Below are 21,710 nucleotides of genomic sequence, written 5' to 3'. Positions count from 1 at the left end.
TTTCCAGTCCTTATAAGTCTAAAGACTCGGTTTTAGAGTTCAGGCGCTTGGAAATTTGGCTGATTATCCCACTCAAGATTGCCCCTCCCATGAGAACCCCAAGCGCTGGGGTAAACAAGGGTTGCCAGAGCTTGTACCATAAATCAAGACCGAGGGGAATGCCGACTGAGTGACCGACAACAGCGATCGCTAGCCACCCAAAACTGAGCAAAACTAGGAACACATCTGCGACTAAAATCAGATTGAGCCAATTGAGGAGTTTATCTTTCATCAGAGTTCTTCAAATTTCTCCGAAAATTTTCGTTTAACAACGTTTGTTTGAGGTTGTTCATCCGCATCTGAAACATTGTCTCTAAACCCCAGCGGATCGCGGTACTGTCCAGAAACGGGTTCAGCTCAAAATTAATGACATCAACTAGGCGTGTCTCTGTGTCAGAAATGGGAATGAACTGATGGATATGTTCCCAGAATTGGAACGGGCCGCGCAATTGTTTATCAATAAATCTTCTCGGAGGTTCCCAGCGAGTAATTTGCACTTGCCAGTCGATTCCTATCTGCTCGAAAAGTTCTACCCGGATTGTAAAGCGCGTCCCTAAACCACAAATAATGTTTGAATCCAATACCCTGACAACTGGAAATGGTAGAGAGATGCGTTCTAGCAAATGTACATCCTCGTGAGCTTCCCAGACGGTTTCTATGGGGAGGGAGACGGTTTCGCTAACCTCAAAGTGTTCCAATTCTCTTCACCACCCAAGTCATTTGCTCGTTGGTAAATTTTTTTTGCAATTGACGCTTCGGAATCTGCTTGCTTTGAAATTTTATCAATTACAAGACGTTTTTGATGATTTTTACTAAAAAATTAAAATTAAAGAGATTTTTTTAAGAGTTTATATTACTCTGGGAATTTCTTAAGTTGAATATCAAATCGCTTCCTATACAGCCTGAGTGCGGATTGTGGAATCGCACTCAGGCTAACAGATGAAGCCTACAGGCTTCATGAGGCTACGGTTGAATTAGACTTTCAGCACCCAGTCTTTGCGAGTATCGGCACTAACGAAGGATGCGGGAACGATTTCGATATCAACGCCCAGTGACTTGAAAGCGGCACGAATTGCTGTCGCGTGGGCAGATTCATCGGAACCAATGCTTGCGCCTGCGGTAATTAAGGCTGGGGTTTTTAGCTTTGCAATTTCCCTGGTATAAGCGATCGCTGCGTCAGTCTCCAGAGCGAGTGCTAGCTTGGCAATATTCACATCTGAGTCGATGTTGCCTTCTCCTGCCTTGATGTAGGACGAGAGATCGTAGCTAGATTTTGCCGTCACCGGGGTAGCTCCCAAACTTTTCACCACCGATGCCAGAGTATCCCGATGCGTCTTATGATCGGCTTGGTTGCGGAGTGCCAACGCCAAAACAGCTTTGCCTACATCGGTGTCACTCAGCTTTGTTGCCGCAAAACCATACGCCCAAATCGCTTGATGCTCGAAAAACAAAGCTTTATTGAGGATGGCAGCATCATTTCTTTTATCCTCTCTAGAGGCAGCACTGGCACCGTCTGCGATCGCGGTCAGCCCTAAAGCACTCGCTACGCCAGTCACAGTCCCCGCCACCATAATCCCACGCCGTGAGAATGTTTTGCTGGGACGCAAGAATCTTTTGGCGAAGGTGGTTTCCCTCTCCATGTTGGTGTCTCCTCTTTCATAAATTCAGTAACTTACAGTTAATACGCGCACCTCATCTGGTTGGATTTCAGTAGGATTACGAGTGAGGAAATTATTTACAGGACTTACACACTGAAAGCTTGAAACCTAGATCCCCACTCACCCCCAATTTATCGGGGAGTTAGTGGGAACTCTGCGTCAGTCCTAACTTAAAAGCTTTCAAAATTTGAGAAGGGACTAATTCTTCTGGAAAGTTGTTCGATGTGCATACCGGAAGAAAGGTGGAGTACCAGTCAAACGAGAAAGTTTGGGAGACGGTGAGCTTGAGTGAGCCTCAACACCGTGTATAACAAGTAGTGGGATTGCTAATCAGCTACTCTCTCATAGATTTCGTATGCAGGCGGTCGTTCAACCCCAACCTGAAGGGTCTAGCGGTAATTTCAAAATTGTGGAAACAACTGAATGATTACCATCTTCTATTCAGATAAATTTCTTCAGCATGAAACAGGATATATGCATCCTGAACAGCCAGAGCGACTCACTGCTATTGTCGATAAATTGCGAAGCTCAACTATAGCCGATAAAATCCGATGGCTGAGTCCTTCTAACTCAAGAAATGCGATCGCAGCGATCGAACAAATTCATTCCTCTGATTATATTCAGGAAGTTCGTACTTATTCTGAGCGGGGTTGGGGGTGTTTTGAATCAACTCAAATCTCGCCGCAAAGCTTTGAGGTTGCTTGCCTTGCAGTCAGTGCTTGGTTAGATGGTATTGATGTGGTTTCGCAGTTAAAACGACCAGCTTTTGTTCTGGCAAGACCACCTGGACATCATGCCCTCAAAAATGAAGGAATGGGTTTTTGTATTTTCTGCAATGCAGCGATCGCTGCCAGTTACGCTCAATCCATCGGAATTCAGCGAGTTGGAATTCTTGATTGGGATGTACATCACGGGAATGGAACCCAAACAGCCGTAGAAAATATCCCTAACATGGCTTTCTGTTCCATTCATCAATCACCAGGCTATCCCCGTACTGGAAAGCCTGAGGAACGGGGTAAGTATAACAATGTGTTGAATCTTCCGATTGCTCCAGGCAGTAATATACAGGATTACTGTAAGTTATTCGAGGAGAGCGTCATTCCCTTTTTCAAAGATTTTTGTCCTGATATATTAATCATCAGTGCTGGGTATGATGCGAATCAAACAGACTTGCTTTCTAAAATCAATTTACAGCCCCAAGATTACAGCATCATCACTGATTATTGTTTAGGGATTACACCCAAAATATTATTTGGTTTAGAAGGCGGCTATGAATTGGAGAGCCTTTCTTCATCGGTACTTGAGACTGTTAAACGATGCGTAGACGCATTTGTATGATGACCTCCAATGGGCGGGGCTAATGGCTCAAAATTTGGAATTCCTCAGAATTGATCCGCCCTGCCTCGTACAGCGTTTCGGCAACTTCCCCCATCCGTAGCACTGAATGACCCCGATAGCCGTTTTCCTGAAGCCGATCTTTGACTCCTTTTTCATGGTCGATCAACACCACGATATCTTCGACATTTAATCCAGCATCTTTGAGTTTCGTTGCTCCCTGCATGGCGCTCTTGCCGCTGATGAGGATATCATCGACGACGACAATGGTTTCTCCCGGCTGGAAATGACCTTCGATGACTCGTTGGGTGCCGTGAGATTTTACCTCCTTGCGCGGGAAAATCATCGGACGGTCTAGGCGCAGCGCTAACCCTGTAGCGGTGGGTAAGGAACCGTAAGGAATTCCGGCAATTCGGTCAAAGTGCAAATTTTTGAGAATCTCGGCGTAAGCACTCAAGATTTGATGGAAGATTTGCGGTTGGGAGATGATGACGCGCAGGTCGATGTAGTAGGGGAAAATGGCTCCAGAGGCTTGCACGCGATCGCCAAACATAATGCAACCCAAGTCGTAAAGTTGCAAAATCAAATCTCGGTTGGGAGAATGTTGCAAGAAGCAGACATCCGGAAGCCACAAGTCACAGGTGGGGCTTTCCTGGACAATTCTGAGCCGTTCTTCATTAACACTGTCGCGTAAGGCTTGGACAGCCTCAGCGGGGTGTTCGGCAGTGAATAAATCTGGGGGGACTGGCAGGAGTAGCCCTTCTCCATAGCTATTTAAGCCAGCCGCTAGAATTTCACTTAAGTTTTGGTTTTCTGACCATCCCTGCACGAATATGAGGCGTTCTGGTGCGATATTGCGGATGCGAGTCAGAATTTCTGGCATTGCAGCGCCCACTTCCAGCCCCAGTTGTTCTTGCGTGCCCCAAGTTTGCGCTTCTTTTATCAAATGGATGTAAAAGGGTAGCCCGGTGTCTGGATATTCTTGCAACACGGCGGCTGATGGGTTGTCAGTCGTACATACCACAAAGACGGCTTTGCCAGGATAGACCAAAAAGGGAGCCGCTAAGTCAAGTCCTGGGTAAGGATTTAAGGTGACAGCATCCACTTTCCAGTTTTCAAAGACAGTTTGGGCAAAGAGGGTGCTGGTGTTGAGGTCGCTGTGCTTGGCGTCTAAAATTACTGGAATGTCGGCGGGGATAGCTGCTAGGGTTTGCTGAAGGAGTTCTAAACCTGTTGCCCCCAGTGCTTGATAAAAGCCAAGCGTGAGTTTATAGGCGCAGACTAAATCGGCGGTTTCGGCAATGACAAATTGTAGGCGATCGCTGAAAAGATTTCGATCGACCGAAGAGAGAATGGCGCTAGCCCCATCGCGCTTGGCGAGATTCTCGATGTCTGGGTTGAGTCCTGCGTACAGTAAGCTTTGATTGCGCTCGATTGCTTTAAGTAGCTTATCGAAGAAGTTCATAGGTGTTTTTTTTAACGCAAAGATACGCAAAGGTTAGCGCAGAGGTACGCAAAGGAAGACGGGGGAGATGGTTACATGGATTGTTTGTATTGTTCTAAAATTTGGGGAATATAATCGTAGCCATCGACGCCGATGAGAGCGATGATTTGTGGGCGCGATTGTTGCAATTTTTTCTGGAACGCTTCTGCTCCCATTTGTCCTTGCAAGATGGTGAGTAACCCAGCGGTTTTCCGCCACTCTTCAGCAGCAATTTGCTCTAGGAGATACATTCCCAGGCTACCTGTAAGGATTGTTTTATCGATGTTTTGCAGACTATAGTGAGCTTCGGATAAGTAAGCTAAGTTTCGTCCTTGCAGGTATAAATCGCCGGAAAATTGAGCGGCTTGTAAGCCAGATTCTAGGTATTTAATTGCTTCTTGGGGTTGTTCTACTATCAACAAGGCAATTCCCAAGCTGCTGCAACAAAGGGCTTTACTTTGACCATCCCCTACTCGTTCTGATAATTGCAATCCTTGTTGTAAATAGTTGATGGCTGTCTCGTAAATTTCCGGTTCTATTTGTTCTAATTGTTGAGCTTGGAAGACTTCACTGTAGCCGAGATTGGCGAGGGCATTGGCTTCCCCTAATCTATCTCCCGTCTGACGAGAGAGAATTAATGCTCGTTGGCTATAGCTGATGGCTTCGGCATAGTTTTTTTGCGCGACGCAGGTGCGGCTGAGGTGGTTGAAATTGGCAATTTCACAAGGTCGATCGCCTGCATTTCTGGCGATTTCTAAGGCTTGCTCGTGAAATGCGATCGCGTCTGCATATCGACCTTGCGCCCGCTGGGAATAACCCATTAATGTCAAAATCCGAGCTTTTTCTTGCGTGCCTTCCACTTGTCGCAGCGGTGCATCTAGGTAGTCAAGGGTCGTGCGAAGATATGCGCCGGAAAATGAGGCAAAAATGCCACCGTAGAGGGGGAAATATTGCCGCTGGGAAAAGGTTCTAAGGATTTGTAGGGTAATTTGAAAACAGCCATTCACTAAGCGATCGCGCGAAGTAGAATTGAGAATCGTCGCCTGATTCAAGCCATTTGCTAACTGCGACCAAATCACGGCAAAAGTCAGAAAAGTGGAAATCGACAGCCTTGCGCCCACTTTGGAGTCGTAAACCAGTTTGTCAAACCAGTTCACTAGCCCCCGCTGCAAGTATTGCAAAATTACTGCTAACTCAACGAAGGAAATCAAGTCAGACGGTTGTTTTGCGACCAATTCGGTTACTGATTCGTTGAGGGCAAGCGCGTGGAATAATGCCTGAGGATAAGGGCTATTGACTTGTTTTTCCCAAACTCCCCAAGGGCCACTTTGCGCCGGTGTGCCTTCAAATCCTAAGGAGCGATTTTGGTCGTAGATCCAGCTTACCAGGTGCCCTTCCAGGCGTTGCCAAGATTCCAAGCCACGGGCAAGACCTTCAGCAAGTTGCTGCACATCTCGATCTTGTTCGGGATGGGTAATTTCCGGCGCTTGTTGCTTCAGTGCAGATGCCAGCTGCGGTAAGTTCAAAGCTTGCGCTAAATTAGGGTCGATAACCCGTAATAAAGCTGCTAGCTTGTCGTCTGGTGGGGAAGCGATAATTTGTTGAACAGCGGTCGCGATCGCATCCGTCGCCCGATTTTTTTCCTGCGCCCGTTCCCATTCTCCCCGAATCGTCTGCATTGCCCTCAAGGTACGAGTCGCCTTGGCAAGCTTCATTTCATCCTTTTGCGTGTCCACCTGTTGCTGGGTGGCGCTTAAGGTTTCTTCCAAAACTCGCTCGAAAATTTCGCCCGTGCCAGGAGTCACATCCTTGACGAGCATTTTATACACCTGCTCTTTTGAGCGAATCTGCCCTTTGAGGGTGGTTTGTACAATTTGGTCGATTAATTGTAGATAGCGATCGCGCAAAGGCAGAGAGTCTGTCATGGGGAGTGGTTAAGTGGAATTGTAGGCAATACTGTTCGGTTCGCTTCTCCCCTGTTTTGCTGCCGCTTCTCTTGCAGGGAGAGGGGTTAAGCTTTTCTTTTTTAAGAGAGAAGAAAATAACTTATTTACTTTGCAGTGTACTGAATAAGTTACTGAGTTCGCATACTACAAAGTGTGGAGAAACACTAACGCTGATGTTTGCCGATTTTCTACCCTCCCAAGTTCAGCAGTTGCGCGAGTCCGCATCCATCGCCCTTGCTCAAAAAATTGAACGTCAGGCGATTAAAACTCCTCTCTCGCCACAACCGATAGCTACAGCTTACGTCCATCAGGGGAACGGTGGCACCCCAATTCTATTACTACCCGGTTTTGATAGTTCGGTGCTGGAGTTTCGCTGCTTGCTACCACTACTCGCCGCCCAAAATGAAACGTGGACGGTAGATTTGTTGGGATTTGGCTTTACAGATCGAGTGCAGGGAATTTTGTATAACCCCGACGCTATCAAGACGCACCTGTATTACTTCTGGAAAACTTACATCCAAGTGCCAGTCATGTTGGTAGGCGCTTCGATGGGAGGTGCAGCGGCAATTGACTTCACCCTCACTTACCCGCACGCTGTCAAAAAGCTGGTGTTAATTGACAGTGTAGGTTTCAGCGGTAGCTTCCCGCTTGCCTCCTATCTCTTTCCTCCCTTAGATTTTCTGGCAGTCGAATATTGGCGTCAGCGCAAACTCCAAGCGCTGTTATGGGGCAGCACTTTTGGCAACTTGGAACCGACTGCTATTGAGGCGATTCGGTGTGCGGCGCTGCACATGGAAATGCCCGGTTGGCACGAAGCAATCATCGCGTTTATGAAAAGTGGCGGTTACTGGAATTTGGCAGATAGAATTCCTCAAATCGATAAGCGGACGCTGATTCTGTGGGGAGAGGCGGATGATATGTTGGGTACGGACGATGCCGAGAGGTTTAAGAGAGCGATCGCTCATTCTCAACTCATTTGGATCGAGAATTGCGGGCACGTTCCTCAATTTGAACAGCCAGAGATTACCGCTAAGCATATTTTGGCTTTTAGGTAATTGTAGGATTTATATTACCGCTAAGCATATTTTGGCTTTTAGGTAATTGTAGGATTTATTGTTAACGCAAAGGTACGCAAAGGTTAGCGCAAAGGCACGCAAAGGAGTTTTCAGGGTAGCGTTAAAGTTATGAATCAGGATTCTCTTGCCCATCGATGGGTAGTCAGTGCAGAAGAAGCGAAGGAATTGATTAAGCTGAATGCGACACTTCTGGATGTTCGCAATTCAATTTCCTGGTTGCTTGGGCATATTTCTGGTGCTGTTCATGTCACTTGGCAGCAATTCTCGCAACAACAATCTCCGAATAAGGGAAAGTTGATTGAGAATACAGAAATTTTGCAAGAAAAACTTCGCGCTGTCGGCATTTGTAACAATCAACCTGTCGTTGTCCTTGGCAATCCAGCGCACAATTTTGGTGAAGAAGGGCGCATTGTTTGGATGTTACGCACGCTAGGACATTCACAAGCAGTCTTTGTCGATGGGGGACATTCAGCACTTGTTAAAGCAGGTGTCCCGATTGTTTGGGGAGTGACTCAACCCAAACCTGGTGATTTTCTTGTACAGCGAACTTCCTTATGGGAAATTCAGCGCGATGAACTCAAAGCCAATCTTTCCGCTAAAGAGATATCCCAAGATTTGATTGTTATTGATACCCGTGAAGCGAGGGAATATGCAGGAACTCCGGCTTACGGCGAACAGCGGGGAGGACATCTCCCTGGTGCGGTTCATTTCTACTTCCAAGATTTGAAAGATGCCAAGGGGAATTTGCTGCCTCGCGACCAGATTATTGATAAGTTGGAAAGATTAGGAATTCAGCATCATACTCCCATCATTACTTATTGTACGGGTGGCATCCGCTCAGCTTTCTTCACGGCTGTACTTGTTGATTCAGGATTTAATCATGTAAAAAACTATGCAGGTTCAATGTGGGAATGGTCAGCTTCGCCAGAAAATCATTATCCTCTAGAATCTGAACCAAAGTAGGAAAATAAATTAAACAAAATCAGTAACTATTTTACAAATGATCAAGGTTCTTTTGATTACCCATAAATTCAATAATAAACAGCAATTATTTAGGCAATTTTATTGCTTTACCAATATACATAACTGAAGTATTGTTACTAATTTCTACTTGAAATTTGCCCGTTTTTTTGTAGTGAATATAAGCAAGCACGTTTTGGTAAACGCTTTCACCAAATATATTAAACCCTTTAATTTCTATACTGTTAAATCCCTGGCTATGCATTAAGCTTGTTAATTCTTGCGGCTCAATAAACTTATTCCAATCGTGAATACCACGAGGAATTTCCTGCAAAATATTTTCTAATAGCCAAATCATTATTAATTTGGAGGCGAAAGTTTTATTAATTGTGTCAAATAGAAACAAGCCGTTTGGCTTTAAAATTCTATAAATTTCAGAAAGTGTCTGACGTAAATCTGCAATATGCTCTAAAACATCAACACAAACGACAATATCAAAAGTATTAGCTTGATAAGGGAGGTTTTCAGAATATCCGTGTTGATAGTCAATCTGAAGTCCGCTTAGAGATGCGTGATCTTGAGCTTGTTGAATACATTTAGCCGATTGATCGATTCCTGAGACTTTTACTCCTCTTTTCGCCATAAATTCGCAGGTAAATCCGCCGCCACATCCAACATCTAAGGCTTGCAATCCCTGCCAATTTGAAACATAGCGATCAAAAAAATCAAATCGGGGTTGATTGAGATGATAGAGAGCATAGATTTTCTCATCTTCCTGCCACCATCTATCTGCACTCAAATCATAAAATTTTAAGTCGTTTTTTTTCAAGTGTTTGTTTTGCATCCTGTATCTGGGAAGGTTGATAGGACAAACGCATCTAAGGTAATTTTAGTCGCTGCTTCAGTGGGAAAATTATGCTGACATTGCGAACTCAATCATTCCACTTCTAGCCTATCGGCATCTAGTAGGATGTCCTTTATGAAAGGTAGCGATCGCTATCTTCGCTGCATCTGAGCGATAATAGCTAGCGTATACTGCCCGCAGCCACGCTTCTCGCTTTGTCTCCAGAAGCATAAATCTTATAATCTAAAATCAAAAATATTATCACAAGCCTCGTACAATGAAATATTGCTGGGAATATTGCTGGGACTCAAGGAGCTGATTTTATGCCACAGGCAGTGGGAACGATTGAAACGTTAGGGTTCCCAGCTGTACTAGCAGCAGCAGACGCAATGGTTAAAGCTGGTGCAGTCACGCTGGTTCATTATGCACTTGTAGAAAAAGGGAACTTTATGGTCTCCGTTCGGGGAAAAGTTTCTGAAGTCAACATCGCTGTTGAGGCAGGGATTAAAGCCGCAGAGACAGTCTACGGAGGTCAAGTGATCTCCCACTACATCATCCCCAATCCTACGGAAAATGTTGAAACTGTTATGCCCATTCATTTCACCCAAAAAGTTGAACAGTTCCGTATGTCGTAGTTGGTTAACAATCGGAACTTAATTGCGAGTAGACATTGCCAGCTATCCCAGCAATTATTGGGATTTTGTTTACTCGATTGTTTGGTCTTTTGTCAAGTCAAAAAGTGGGAAAGTAAAGGCAAGGGGCATTTCCATCCAAAGGTGCATCGAAAATTCGTACAATTAGTTCTTAGCTCTACGTAACTCAATTAAATTCAAATTCAGGAGATAGCCAATGCCACAGGCAGTTGGATCGATAGAAACGAAAGGCTTTCCTGCTGTCCTAGCAGCGGCAGATGCGATGGTTAAAGCTGGAAGAGTTACCCTAGTCGGATATATCCGAGTTGGTAGCGCCCGTTTTAATGTCAATATTCGGGGGGATGTTTCAGAGGTGAAAACCTCAATGGAGGCGGGAATTGCCGCAGTAGAAAAAGTTTATGGTGGCGTTGTAGAATCCTGGGTGATTATTCCCCGTCCCCATGAAAATGTCGTGAGTGTACTGCCAATTGGCTTCACTGAAGACGTGCAACAGTTCCGAGATGCTGTCGAACAGCCGATAGTCCGCAGGTAGTGGAAACATCTGTTAGCGAAAGGCGCGTAAGCAGCGCCTGCTGAGTAGAAAGACTGCCTGCAAGAGAGCGTCCAAAATCATAGCTGCTGTTACAACCCGTTTTCTTCAAGAAAATGGGTTTTTTTAGCAATATTTTTTGAATAAGACTCACTTTCCCTTTAAACCGGAGAAAACATCTCTCTTACAAGTGGTTAATGATGTTCGTTTTTCACCTCACCCTAAAGGTAATTTCTTAAACCCTTGATTCGTCAGGGTTCTAAAATTTGGAGTTTCTCGTCTCGTGAAAATTTCGTGACGCTAGCATCGTACAAATACTGACAAAAACTAGAAATTACTAAATCTTTACTAAAATTCCCTATATTTTTATCAGAACTATACAAATAATGCCGTAGTTGTATATAAAAATTGATGAATTGTGAATATTACTACCAGACTTAGCTAAATTAGTGGAGCCAGATATTGCAAACATTACTTGCTAAAGCTTCATCGGTAGGTACTCGCCCTGAAATCGAAGTGCTGCTAATCTGTGCCAGTACTCGGATGGAATTGGAAAGAGTTGAGCGGCTAGTCACTTTACTCCAGGAAAATCATATAGATTGGGCAGAACTGATGCAAATGGCGACTGAGCATAGGGTGATGCCACTTTTGTATTGGAACCTAAACAGCACCTGTCCGGAAGCGGTTCCGAAGAATATTCTGGCTAAGTTGCGGGCTGATTTTCAAACCCTCACGCGACGCAGCCTATTTTTGAGCGGCGAACTGGTTAGACTCGTAAATCTATTTGAAGCACAAGGAATTCCGGTTCTACCTTTCAAAGGGCCAGTATTAGCCGCTTCTGCCTACGGTAATTTGTTGAGAAGACAGTTCTGGGATTTAGACATTCTGGTGCAAGAAAGAGACATCGAAAGGGCAAAGGCGCTGTTTTTGTCTCAAGGATACCAGATGAAAATCGAGCGCATCGAAGTGACTCAAGAACAGGAAGCGGCTTTTGTGACTTCGCCTCATATTCATCAATTTGTACGCGAAGCCGCCTATCCATTTAGAAACCACCAGAAAGGAGTGTTGGTGGAACTGCACTGGGGAGTAATGCCAAAGTATTTTTCTTTTCCCATCGATTCTAAAGAATTGTGGGATGACCTGGAGCCAGTCTCCATTGCTGGAACGACAGTTCCCAACCTCTCGCCAGAGAATTCGTTGCTAACGATTTGCGGACACGGAACCAAAGACTGTTGGACGCAACTGGCAAGAATCTGCGACGTAGCCGAACTTATCCGCAGCCATCCGCAGCTAGATTGGGTCAAACTGATGCAGCAAGCTAGCGCCAAGGGCGGTCAGCGAATGTTGTTTATAGGTTTAAGGCTGGCACATCGTCTTCTAGGAACTGCCCTGCCAGATGATGTTTGGCAAAAGATTCAGGCTGACCCAACGGTAGAATTGCTGGCGGCTGAAGTATGCGAACAGCTTTTCCGTTCGTCGGACGGATCTGTTAAAGACGGGACAACCACCCGCTTCCATTTAAAAGCCAGAGAACGCCTAATTGACAGGGTGCGGTATTCTCTGAAATTAGCAATCACGCCGACTACTACCGACTGGTTGCTACTACCCTTGGCGGAATTTCCAGCTTTCCTTTACTATTTGCTGCGACCACTCAGGCTAATAGGAGAGCAAATATTAAAAAGATTCAAGGTGAGTAAAAAAAAATTATAATTTTCATGCTTAAACTATAAAATTTATTCCTTAATCAAAATGGTAGTAAGTAAGGAATAAATCTTTTTCAATTTTAAACCGGATACATATTATGAGCTTTAAATTTAAACTAAATCAAAAGCTCATAATATGTATTTTGTAATAACTAATATTATTTAAAATCGTTAATTTATAATATAAGCGGAATCATTATAAAGTCTATAAGTTTAGTAATAAACCTAATTAGTTATACCTTGACATTAGAATATCTCAAGGTTAGCTTAGGGTTAAGAAAAGCGAAACAAAGCTTGGTAGTATAGCAAAAAAATCATGAATCATTCAGAGATATTTAAGGCGAATGCTCCTAAAGTTGTCCACGAAACGATTGATGGTGAAGTTGTAATCGTCAACTTAGATAAGGGAGATTATTATAGCTTAGTAAAAGTTGGAGCTGATATTTGGGAAGAACTTATTAAAGGTACTTCCAAAAGCAATATTATCCAAAAAATAATCCAGTGCTACGATGGCGATCGCCAAATTATTGAAAATACTGTCAATGATTTTATTGCCAGATTGCAGCAAGAAGAACTCATTACTCTCGATAGCACAGAAGATCCTAAAAATTTAAATATAGACAGCGCACCAAGCACCACAAACGACAATCCTGAAAAGCTCAGCTTTTCACCCCCAACTTTAGAAAAATATACAGATATGGAAGAATTGCTAGCTTTAGACCCCATTCACGAAGTGAATGAGGTGGTGGGCTGGCCTAATGTTAAAGTTGAAGCCTGATTAAATCAGCATTTGGCATCATTATCAGCAGCTTCAAGGTGTATTGGGAAGGGGCAGCCGTCAGGATTTGCCCCTAGGTTTCAGCTAATTCCTTAAGTTTTTTCAACATGATGACTAACGAGTTGGCATCTGAGATTGCCACTAAAACAGAAGCGAAAGACCCTTTAGCCTTTTTTAATACGGTTTATGAATTATACGAAAAAGCTGAGGCTGCATCTGGTTCTATTGACCGTTTTTATTGCTTAGGCGGGTTTAAAATTCGGTTGCGTTTTGCTGGTTCAGCTTTAATTTCCTACATGACACCTGCTTTAGGACATTTAGCTACAGAACCCGTTTCAGATCCAGCGCTGACAGTTTGTTTGTGGGATAGCGCCTCGACAAACACCGTAATGCCACCTCCACCTTGGCAAATAAATCATCATCATCCAAAGCGTGGGGAAATTATCGGGTTTACTAATGAGCGCATTCATACCAGTTTCCAATGGGGAGCGTTTGCGTTAAGTATTTTAGATAGCGATCGCAACCTGGGAATCTATTGGGTTGAGACAACCGAACAACTTCCTTACTGGGAAGCAGGTTCTCCCCTACGGACAATTTTTAACGTCTGGATGAGTAAGCGGGGACTGCAACTGGTTCATGCGGGTGCAGTTGGAATGCCAAGTGGCGGCGTGTTGCTAGTGGGAAAAGGGGGGTCTGGTAAATCAACTACAGCTTTAACCTGCCTTAACTCTGAGCTTTTCTATGCCAGCGACGACTATAGTTTGATTGCATCCGACCCCACTCCAACTGTTTTTAGCATTTACAGCACTGGCAAAAAAAATGCCGATGATGTTCAAAGATTGCCGTTTCTCGCTAAGGCAATTAGCAATAGCGATCGCTTAGATTCGGAAAAAGCGCTTTATTTCATCAACGACCATTTTCCCGAAAAAATCTTGCCCAGTTTTCCCCTTCGAGGAATTTTAATTCCACGCATTACTGGGGAAACAGATACTAAGTTAACAGCCACCTCATCGGCAGCAGCCTTAGCATCACTTGTACCAAGTACCATCCTACAACTACCGGGTGCTGGCAAGGAAGCTTGCCAGATGATGATGAAAATCGTTAGCCAGCTTCCTTGTTATTACTTAGAACTTGGCACCGATTTAGGGCAAATTCCTGAAGTAATTTTAAACCTTATTTCCAATCGATAGCCAATGGAAAACCGCCAATTGTTCGTTAGCGTTATTATCCCTGTTTACAACGGAGAAAAATTTTTATCGGAAGTAATCTTTAATGTAAAAACTCAAGAATATCAGCCTTTAGAAATTATCATTGTTGATGATGGATCAACTGATGGAACAGCGGAAGTAGCAGCACAATTCAAAAATAGTATCCGCTATGTTTATCAGGATAACAGCGGTCCAGCAGCGGCTCGTAACCGTGTTTTAAGTATAGCGAAAGGGGATGCAATCGCTTTTTTAGATGTTGACGATTTATGGTCAGAAGATAAACTGAAACTGCAAGTAGGTTATTTAGTAGATAACCCCTCAGTAGAGATTGTCCAGGGATTAATTCAACAAATGAAGCTATGTCAAATTACAACGAACAATCAGCCCCTTTTTGAACCTGCTTACAATCCTTATAGCTATATAAATTTAGGAAGCGCAATTTATCGGAGGTTAGTTTTTGATAAAATTGGCTTATTTGATGAAACACTTAACTATGCTGAAGATGTCGATTGGTTTATTCGAGCGTGGGAAAATGGGATTTCAAAAGTTGTATTAGAACGGGTTAGTTTGTTTTATCGCAAGCACGAAGATAACATGACCGTTGGAAAAAACTTAGTCGAGCTTGGATTTGTAAGGATTTTCAAAAAACATTTAGATCGGTGTCGAAAACGAGGGAATTCTCAAATGGCTTCTTTATTAGATATGCCAATTAATGAGTACCTTGGCACTTCTCCTGAAATTCCTAAAATAATGTAAAATCCTCAAAGAATAATATAATGGAATATTTACCGCTAGTCAGTGTAATTATTGCTGTCAAGAATGGAGAACATCGATTAGCAGATGCTATCGAAAGCGTTCTATCGCAAACTTATGAAGACTATGAAATTATTGTTGTTGATGGTAAATCAACAGATAATACTGAAAAATTTGCCAAGTCTTATGAACGAGTTCGCTATATTTGGCAAGCTGGTCAGGGCCTTGCTGACGCTTGGAATCTTGGGATTGAGGCTGCGAAAGGAGAATTTATTGCTTTTCTTGACCACGATGATGTATGGACACCCAATAAATTAAGTCTTCAGGTTGATTACCTTATCAACAATCCAACAATTCAATATGCGATCGCTAAGTTTAGGTTCATTTTAGAACCAGAATGTCCTATTCCCTTAGGTTTCAAGAAAGACCTATTAGACAAAGATATTGTTGGGCCTATTCCTGGAACTTTAATAGTGCGTAAATCCCTACTAAATTCAATTGGTAAATTTAATACTGACCTGGTGATTGCTAGCGATGTCGATTGGTTTGCTAGAGCCAAAGATGAAAATATACCTATGGCTGTTATCCCCGAAGTTTTTCTATATAAACGAGTTCACACCCAAAATCTCTCATCCAATGCTGAGATAAACAATCAAGAATTATTGCAGATACTTAAGCAATCTGTTAATCGTCAACGTCGTGCCAAAATTAAAAAAGATGCAATTCAACAATGAAGCGATCGCATTATTTAGAGCCAACAGAGTTTTATAAAACCCAAATACTTTTTTCAAAAGTGTAGATTTACTAGAATCTGCTTAAACTTTTGCAAATGAAAAACATCAAAAAGATTCAATTCAATGGATTTATTTAAAGATATTGCAACTTAAATTAGAAAGAAAGACTTTGATTAAGAATGAATAATTCTTTTTTAGTTAGCGTTATTATCCCTGTCTATAATTGCGATCGCTATCTGGCTGAAGCGATTGAAAGCGTACTAGCTCAAACTTATCAGCCACTGGAAATCATTGTAGTAGATGATGGTTCAACGGATAACAGTGCAGAAGTAGCAAAGCGCTTTGCCTCATCAGTGCGGTACTATTCCCAATCCCAAAGCGGTGCTGGTGCTGCCCGAAATTATGGCACAGAATTAGCGCAAGGAAGTTTCTTTGCTTTTCTCGATGCAGATGATTTTTGGGTCAAAGATAAATTGACTTGTCAAATGCAGGTTTTTGAGAGCGAACCCGATATTGATATAGTCTTCGGACACGTTCACCAGTTTCATAGTCCCGAATTAGATGAAAGCATCAAGAATAAAATATACTGTCCTCCTGAATTAATGGCGGGATATCACCCTGGAACCATGCTGCTTAAACGGGAAGCTTTTCTTCGGGTAGGAAAATTTGAAACCAACTTACAAATGGGAGAATTTATCAGTTGGTATGCGCGTGCAACAGAGCTGGGATTGCGTGAAAAGATGTTACCAGACCTCTTGATGTCACGGCGGTTGCACGAAACCAATCTGAGCATTCGCCAGCGTGAAGCGCGGACTGATTATGTCCGGCTGATTAAAGCTTCACTCGACCGACGCCGCGCCGCAACTTTGCCAGAAAATAATTCTTCATTTTCTCAATAAATATGAGTTTGAAAACTCGCCTCAAAGCTGCCTTAACAGCCTTCGTGAATCCGCCCACAGCTCCAAAGTTGGTAGTTACAAAACCAGCAACAGAGCCTTCGGTAGTTATCGATAATCAGCTTTTAGCTGGAAAAAATGTTCTGATAACTGGAGCAGCCAGAAATATTGGCAGAAGTATTGCTCTTGAAATGGCAAAACAAGGCGCAAACATTTTCTTCACTGACCTAGTTCGGGAAGGATGTGAAAATTTAGAAAAAGAATTAAGTTGCTATCCAGTTAAGTCAAGAGCCTTTGTGTCAGATATTTCTAAGACTGAAGATAACGATTATTTATGCAATTATTTATTAGAAAACAAAATAAATATTGATGTTCTTGTCAACAATGTGGGAATCCAATTTGAGACGAGCCAGATAAAAAACCTTGATTTAGGAGAATGGCATAAAACCTTTAATACCAATGTTTTCGGGCCAATGTATCTCACAAAGCTTATTTCTCAAATGATGGTTAATCATCGCATTCATGGCTCGATTATATATATCACGTCTATTCACCAATGGGAACTTGTACGTTGGCCTAGTTACAGCTCCTCAAAAGCTGCATTAGGAATGATTATCAAAGAATTGGCTCTAGAATTGGCAACTTCTGGGGTAAAAGTTAACGGAATCGCTCCCGGCTGGGTAGCGGAAGATGAGCAAGGAAACTCCCTCCGTCACAGCTATACTCCGCTGCATAACAGTTCAATCAATCCTTGTTATATTGGTCGGGCTGCTGTTTACCTAGCCTCCGACTATTTTTCAAAATTTACGACTGGAACCGTTCTCAAAATCGATGCTGGGTTGTCATTATATAATCATCGTTATGCCGAATATCTGAATCAATAAAAAAGCTTGTTATTTTAAAGAAAACCAAATGTTTCATATCATAAATTGGGTAAAAAGAAAAGTAGAAAAACACTTATTTTCAGGGCACTTGGAGGCGAAATGTCAAGCAGTTAAAAGTCTTTTCCCTAAAAATGCAACTGTTGAGCGTGTGGCTACGGGATTTGAATTTACAGAAGGCCCTATTTGGTTTGCTGAAGAAAAGTATCTCCTCTTTAGTGATATTCCAGCTAACAAAATCTTTAAACTGACTCCCAGTAGTGACGTAACAGTCTTTAGAAAGACTAGCCATAATTCCAATGGTTTGACTAGAGATAAGCAAGGACGACTCATTGCTTGTGAACACGGAACGCGCCGCGCCACCCGCACCGAAAAAGATGGTTCGATTACCGTCTTAGCTGATAAATTTCAAGGTAATAAACTGAATAGTCCTAATGATATTGTCGTGAAAAGTGACGGTTCTATCTACTTCACAGATCCGCCTTATGGCATCAAACCCGAACAGCAGGAACAACCAATCCAGGGGGTTTCCCGCCTCTCGCCTGATGGCAAAGAAATTATTGTCGTAGCCGACGATTTTGATAAACCCAATGGACTAGCATTTTCACCGGATGAAAAAAAGCTTTATATCGACGATTCTGAACGCCGTCATATTCGCGTGTTCGATGTTCAAGCTGACGGTAAACTTGCCAACAGTCGCATCTTTTACAAGATGAATGGTAAGAAACCTGGTTTACCCGATGGGATGAAAGTAGACGTGCAAGGACATCTCTACTGCACAGGTGCAGGAGGCGTGTGGGTTTTTGATCCAGAAGGGAATCATTTGGGAACAATTGTGACTCCGGAGGTGCCAGCGAATTGTGCTTGGGGAGATGATGATTTGCAAAGTCTTTATATTACTGCTGGCACTTCTGTTTACAAAATTCGAGTAAATGTTCCAGGCATCAAAGTGCCTTAATTGATTACCATCGTTTAAAATTTTCAATTACAAAAGATGCGTAAAATGAATCTATATAATAAGGATAGCTGTGACTGGCTTAATTCCGAGCAAAAATTGCTTTTGCGGGCAGCACTGTTGCAGGGAGAAGAGGCAATTGATTCTTGGAATCAATGGAAAGCATCTGCCGATATTGAGAATCTCGATGTAGAATCCTATCGATTGCTGCCTTTACTTTATCGCAACTTATCCGCACATGGCGTGACGGATCTGCATATGGCAAGACTAAAGGGAGTTTACCGACGCACATGGTGTGAAACCCAAGTTTTGTTTCAACAAGTCGCAGCTATTATCAGTTGTTTTCAGAATGATGGTATCACAACAATGCTGCTCAAGGATGCAGCTTTGAATATACATTATTACAAAGATTATGGCTCACGAATGATACATAATTTTGATTTTTTAGTTCATCCAGCAGATGCTTTAGCAGCCGTAAGTCTGTTACAAAAAATTGGCTGGAGAGCCAAAGGAAAAATACCAGTTACAATTACGCCCTTCTCTCATACTCTAGGATTTGACAATGAATTAAAACAACAGTTTAATCTTCGCTGGCATCTGTTCGCAGATGGTTTTCAAGAAGATGCTGAAAAATATTTTTGGGATAGTGCGATATTAACCAAGCTGGATGACTTATCAACTTATGTTTTAAATCCTACCGATCAGCTATTGTACGTTTGTGTATATGGAGGAATGAGTAATTTTGTTTTTCCAATTAGTAGGCTAGCTGATGCCGCAATACTTCTCAACTCATACCAAGCAGAAATTGATTGGAACCGACTGGTAACTCTGGCACAAAAATATCGCTTAATTTTGCCCATACAAAATATACTGACAAAATTACATAAAATCCTATATTCCCCAATCCCTCTGTCGATTTTACAAGAAGTACAGAGTATACCCGTTTCTAAATTTGAGTGCAGCGAATATCAGCTCACGAGTAGAAAAAGAAAATCATTTTCCGAGGGTTTGATAATGAGATATATACAATATTCAAGAGCAGTAAATACGGATAATTCTAAATTAGAATTTTTAGGTTTTCCCAGATATCTACAATATATCTGGGGTTTAGAACATTTATGGGAAGTTCCATTGCAAGCAATGATTCGGGGTATAAAAAGGCTCGTTTGGTAATCGCGATCGCTTTCACCTGAAAAGAGATGAAGACAACCAGGGTAGAAGCGATCGCCATCAATGCACTAGCAGATAACTATAAGCGTCTCCTAAAGCCCTTTACACATTTCCCTACCAGCCGGAAGAGGCAAGTTTCATACATGAGATAGAGCCTAGACACTCCAGAATCTGAGAACTTAAGAACAAATAAAGAAAATTCTCAACAACTGCTTTCTAATAATCATGATTGGAAATCAAATCAAGACAGCAGCATTGCTGGGACTCCTCAGCGGTCTTCTGGTTCTGGGTGGCTATTATCTGGTCGGCAACGAGCAGGGGCTATATTTAGGTCTGGCTTTTGCTGCATTCAGTAGTTTTAGCTCCTGGTACTATTCTGACCAAGCCGCTTTGATGGCGTATCGCGCCCAACCGCTAGAGCGTCAGGAGGCTCCAGAACTCTACGATATGGTAGCTTCTTTGAGCCAAAAGGCGGGGATTCCCATGCCGAAACTGTTTTTAGTGCCAACCAAATCCCCCAATGCTTTTGCAACCGGACGAGATCCGGATCATGCTTCTGTGGCAGTGACTCAAGGGATTATAGAATTACTCTCCCGCGAAGAACTTGAAGGTGTTTTGGCTCACGAACTTACCCACGTCAAAAACCGCGACACTTTAACTCAGGCAGTTGTAGGCACCATCGCTGGAGCGATTACTTTTGTCGGACGGATTCTCACTTTGGGAGCGCTCTACGGCCCTGTCACCCGCGATGACCGCCGAGGTGGAAACGCTTTGGGTGCCTTGTTTCTAATCGTTTTGGCTCCTATTACTGCGGCGCTAATCCAGTTTGCGATTTCCCGCACCAGGGAGTATTCTGCTGACTTGGGTTCGGCTGAAATCACGGGGAATCCTTTGGCGCTTGCCAGTGCGTTGGAGAAGCTTGAGGCAATGGGTCATCAGATTCCGATGAACGGCAATCCCACGATGTCGCCGCTACTGATTGTCAATCCTATCTCGACAAAAGGGTTGCAATCTCTTTTCCGTACCCATCCCCCGACTGAGGATCGGATTCGTCGTCTCGTAGAATTGGCTCAGCAACAAAAGCAACAAAAGCAAATGACTCCAGCGATCGCATAATGTGCAAGCAGTGCTGGTGATGCTTGATTTTAGCCGGTGGTAACGCCGGTTTTTTATTGAATGAGGATGCTAAACCGGAGATGTCTCGCGTTTCGATTATTATTCCCACGCTGAATGAGGCGACGTGCTTGGAACGCACGCTGCGCCAGTTGAATTTGCTAGATCCTCCAGCTTGGGAAGTGCTGGTGGTAGATGGGGGAAGTGACGATGAGACAGTTGCGATCGCCCAGCGGATCTTACAAGCGATCGCCCCGTCATCTCAAGCGCGTGTCCTCTGTTGTGATGTTCGCGGACGTTCAGTGCAGATGAACCGAGGCGCAGAGGCGGCGACGGGAGATATCCTGTGCTTCTTACACGCAGATACTTCGGTTCCAGATGATTTTGTGGCAGTGGTTGAGCAAACTTTAGCCGATCCATCTGTTGCTGGCGGCGGGTTTATTTCTTTGATGACAGGTTCCCAGACGACGCGCTGGGGAGTTTCGCTGCATAATTACCTCAAAACTTACTACGCGCCGCTGCTTTTCCGACCTCGTTTGTTTTTTCAGGGGTTGCGATTGTTATTTGGCGATCAGGTGATGTTTTGTCGTCGCGCCGATTTCTGGAAATGTGGCGGATTTGATCCGGCATTGCCAATTATGGAGGAAGCGGATTTGTGCCTGAAGTTGGTGCAACGAGGTCGGATTCGTCAAGTGAATCGAGTTGTGCAAAGTAGCGATCGCCGTGTGGCAAAATGGGGTTCGCTGAAGGCTACCGCGATATATCTCTACATCGGCTTTCTTTGGGGTATCGGCGTTGAAGCAACTTACCTGAAAAAGTTTTATGAGGAAATTCGCTAATTCGTTATTAGTTATAGAATCTGTTTAATTTCCCATAATAAAAGAACCCCACCCCCCAGCCCCTCCCCGCTTGCGGGGAGGGGAGCCAGAGCCGCAGGCGTTGGCGGGGTGGGATTCCGGGGAGTGGGTAATTACTGAATTTGATATCAAAGTGCAT

22 protein-coding genes are annotated in these 21,710 nt (G+C 43.4%); 16 read left to right on the top strand and 6 right to left on the bottom strand.

What is annotated here, in order from left to right:
* Positions 1–10: 10 nt before the first annotated feature.
* From H6F52_RS03835 to H6F52_RS03825, 3 genes are all read right to left on the bottom strand, one after another.
* On the bottom strand, positions 11–271 hold the full coding sequence (locus tag H6F52_RS03835; RefSeq protein WP_190411538.1) for a hypothetical protein: 261 nt from the start codon (positions 269–271) through the stop codon (positions 11–13).
* On the bottom strand, positions 261–737 hold the full coding sequence (locus H6F52_RS03830; protein ID WP_190532025.1) for an SRPBCC family protein: 477 nt from the start codon (positions 735–737) through the stop codon (positions 261–263). Before H6F52_RS03830 ends, H6F52_RS03835 begins: the two co-directional genes overlap by 11 nt.
* 276 nt (positions 738–1,013) lie before the next feature.
* Complete coding sequence (locus H6F52_RS03825) at positions 1,014–1,679, bottom strand: ferritin-like domain-containing protein (protein ID WP_190532022.1); 666 nt, start codon at positions 1,677–1,679, stop codon at positions 1,014–1,016.
* A gap of 441 nt (positions 1,680–2,120) precedes the next feature.
* Here H6F52_RS03825 and H6F52_RS03820 point away from each other — a divergent pair, with 441 nt between their 5' ends.
* Positions 2,121–3,035 carry a histone deacetylase gene (locus tag H6F52_RS03820; RefSeq protein WP_190532021.1) on the top strand — a complete coding sequence of 305 codons (915 nt, stop codon included), beginning with the start codon at positions 2,121–2,123 and terminating at the stop codon, positions 3,033–3,035.
* Between the two features lie 19 nt (positions 3,036–3,054).
* Here H6F52_RS03820 and H6F52_RS03815 read toward each other — a convergent pair whose 3' ends face one another.
* Entirely contained in the window at positions 3,055–4,497 is a 1,443-nt protein-coding gene (locus tag H6F52_RS03815; RefSeq protein ID WP_190532019.1) for a bifunctional orotidine-5'-phosphate decarboxylase/orotate phosphoribosyltransferase, read from the bottom strand.
* A 71-nt stretch (positions 4,498–4,568) separates the two neighbouring features.
* Entirely contained in the window at positions 4,569–6,440 is a 1,872-nt protein-coding gene (locus tag H6F52_RS03810) for a tetratricopeptide repeat protein (RefSeq protein ID WP_190532017.1), read from the bottom strand.
* A gap of 194 nt (positions 6,441–6,634) precedes the next feature.
* Between H6F52_RS03810 and H6F52_RS03805 the strand changes: the two genes are divergently transcribed.
* Together H6F52_RS03805 and H6F52_RS03800 are read left to right on the top strand one after the other, a co-directional pair.
* The gene (locus H6F52_RS03805; RefSeq protein WP_190532015.1) at positions 6,635–7,516 is read left to right on the top strand and encodes an alpha/beta hydrolase; all 882 of its coding nucleotides are present in this window, start codon (positions 6,635–6,637) and stop codon (positions 7,514–7,516) included.
* 129 nt (positions 7,517–7,645) lie between these two features.
* Positions 7,646–8,500: a rhodanese-like domain-containing protein gene (locus H6F52_RS03800; RefSeq protein ID WP_190532013.1), complete on the top strand. Its 855-nt coding sequence runs from the start codon at positions 7,646–7,648 to the stop codon at positions 8,498–8,500.
* Between the two features lie 85 nt (positions 8,501–8,585).
* On the opposite strand, the gene ubiG is transcribed toward H6F52_RS03800, so the two are convergent.
* Positions 8,586–9,341, bottom strand: a complete 756-nt coding sequence (ubiG, locus tag H6F52_RS03795; protein ID WP_190532011.1) for a bifunctional 2-polyprenyl-6-hydroxyphenol methylase/3-demethylubiquinol 3-O-methyltransferase UbiG — start codon at positions 9,339–9,341, stop codon at positions 8,586–8,588.
* Positions 9,342–9,664: 323 nt separating this feature from the next.
* On the opposite strand from ubiG, the gene H6F52_RS03790 reads away from it, so the two are divergent.
* The 13 genes from H6F52_RS03790 (at position 9,665) to H6F52_RS03730 (ending at position 21,553) form a co-directional block, all read left to right on the top strand.
* The gene (locus H6F52_RS03790) at positions 9,665–9,976 is read left to right on the top strand and encodes a carbon dioxide-concentrating mechanism protein CcmK (RefSeq protein WP_190411530.1); all 312 of its coding nucleotides are present in this window, start codon (positions 9,665–9,667) and stop codon (positions 9,974–9,976) included.
* Positions 9,977–10,190: 214 nt separating this feature from the next.
* Positions 10,191–10,526, top strand: a complete 336-nt coding sequence (locus H6F52_RS03785) for a carbon dioxide-concentrating mechanism protein CcmK (protein ID WP_190411529.1) — start codon at positions 10,191–10,193, stop codon at positions 10,524–10,526.
* Positions 10,527–10,985: 459 nt separating this feature from the next.
* Positions 10,986–12,233, top strand: coding sequence for a nucleotidyltransferase family protein (locus H6F52_RS03780; protein ID WP_190532009.1), 1,248 nt, complete (start codon positions 10,986–10,988; stop codon positions 12,231–12,233).
* Between the two features lie 309 nt (positions 12,234–12,542).
* Entirely contained in the window at positions 12,543–13,004 is a 462-nt protein-coding gene (locus tag H6F52_RS03775) for a PqqD family protein (RefSeq protein WP_190532007.1), read from the top strand.
* 107 nt (positions 13,005–13,111) lie between these two features.
* Positions 13,112–14,194, top strand: coding sequence for a serine kinase (locus tag H6F52_RS03770; RefSeq protein WP_190532005.1), 1,083 nt, complete (start codon positions 13,112–13,114; stop codon positions 14,192–14,194).
* Positions 14,195–14,197: 3 nt separating this feature from the next.
* Positions 14,198–14,968 carry a glycosyltransferase family A protein gene (locus tag H6F52_RS03765; RefSeq protein WP_190532003.1) on the top strand — a complete coding sequence of 257 codons (771 nt, stop codon included), beginning with the start codon at positions 14,198–14,200 and terminating at the stop codon, positions 14,966–14,968.
* 20 nt (positions 14,969–14,988) lie between these two features.
* Positions 14,989–15,699: a glycosyltransferase gene (locus H6F52_RS03760; protein WP_190532001.1), complete on the top strand. Its 711-nt coding sequence runs from the start codon at positions 14,989–14,991 to the stop codon at positions 15,697–15,699.
* Between the two features lie 179 nt (positions 15,700–15,878).
* Positions 15,879–16,598, top strand: a complete 720-nt coding sequence (locus H6F52_RS03755) for a glycosyltransferase family A protein (protein WP_190531999.1) — start codon at positions 15,879–15,881, stop codon at positions 16,596–16,598.
* Positions 16,599–16,600: 2 nt separating this feature from the next.
* Positions 16,601–17,479, top strand: a complete 879-nt coding sequence (locus tag H6F52_RS03750) for an SDR family oxidoreductase (protein ID WP_190531997.1) — start codon at positions 16,601–16,603, stop codon at positions 17,477–17,479.
* A gap of 28 nt (positions 17,480–17,507) precedes the next feature.
* A complete protein-coding gene (locus H6F52_RS03745) occupies positions 17,508–18,434 on the top strand; it encodes an SMP-30/gluconolactonase/LRE family protein (protein WP_190531994.1) in 927 nt (308 codons plus the stop codon).
* Positions 18,435–18,479: 45 nt separating this feature from the next.
* Entirely contained in the window at positions 18,480–19,604 is a 1,125-nt protein-coding gene (locus tag H6F52_RS03740) for a nucleotidyltransferase family protein (RefSeq protein WP_190531992.1), read from the top strand.
* Between the two features lie 222 nt (positions 19,605–19,826).
* A complete protein-coding gene (locus H6F52_RS03735) occupies positions 19,827–20,717 on the top strand; it encodes a M48 family metalloprotease (protein ID WP_190531990.1) in 891 nt (296 codons plus the stop codon).
* 80 nt (positions 20,718–20,797) lie between these two features.
* Positions 20,798–21,553, top strand: coding sequence for a TIGR04283 family arsenosugar biosynthesis glycosyltransferase (locus tag H6F52_RS03730; RefSeq protein ID WP_190411518.1), 756 nt, complete (start codon positions 20,798–20,800; stop codon positions 21,551–21,553).
* The last annotated feature ends 157 nt before the right edge of the window (positions 21,554–21,710 follow it).

Origin of the sequence: Coleofasciculus sp. FACHB-542 (assembly GCF_014695825.1) — a bacterium.
Classification (GTDB): Bacteria; Cyanobacteriota; Cyanobacteriia; order Cyanobacteriales; family FACHB-T130; genus FACHB-T130.
Note: the sequence above shows the minus strand (reverse complement) of the source record. Positions and strands in the feature narration are given on the sequence as shown.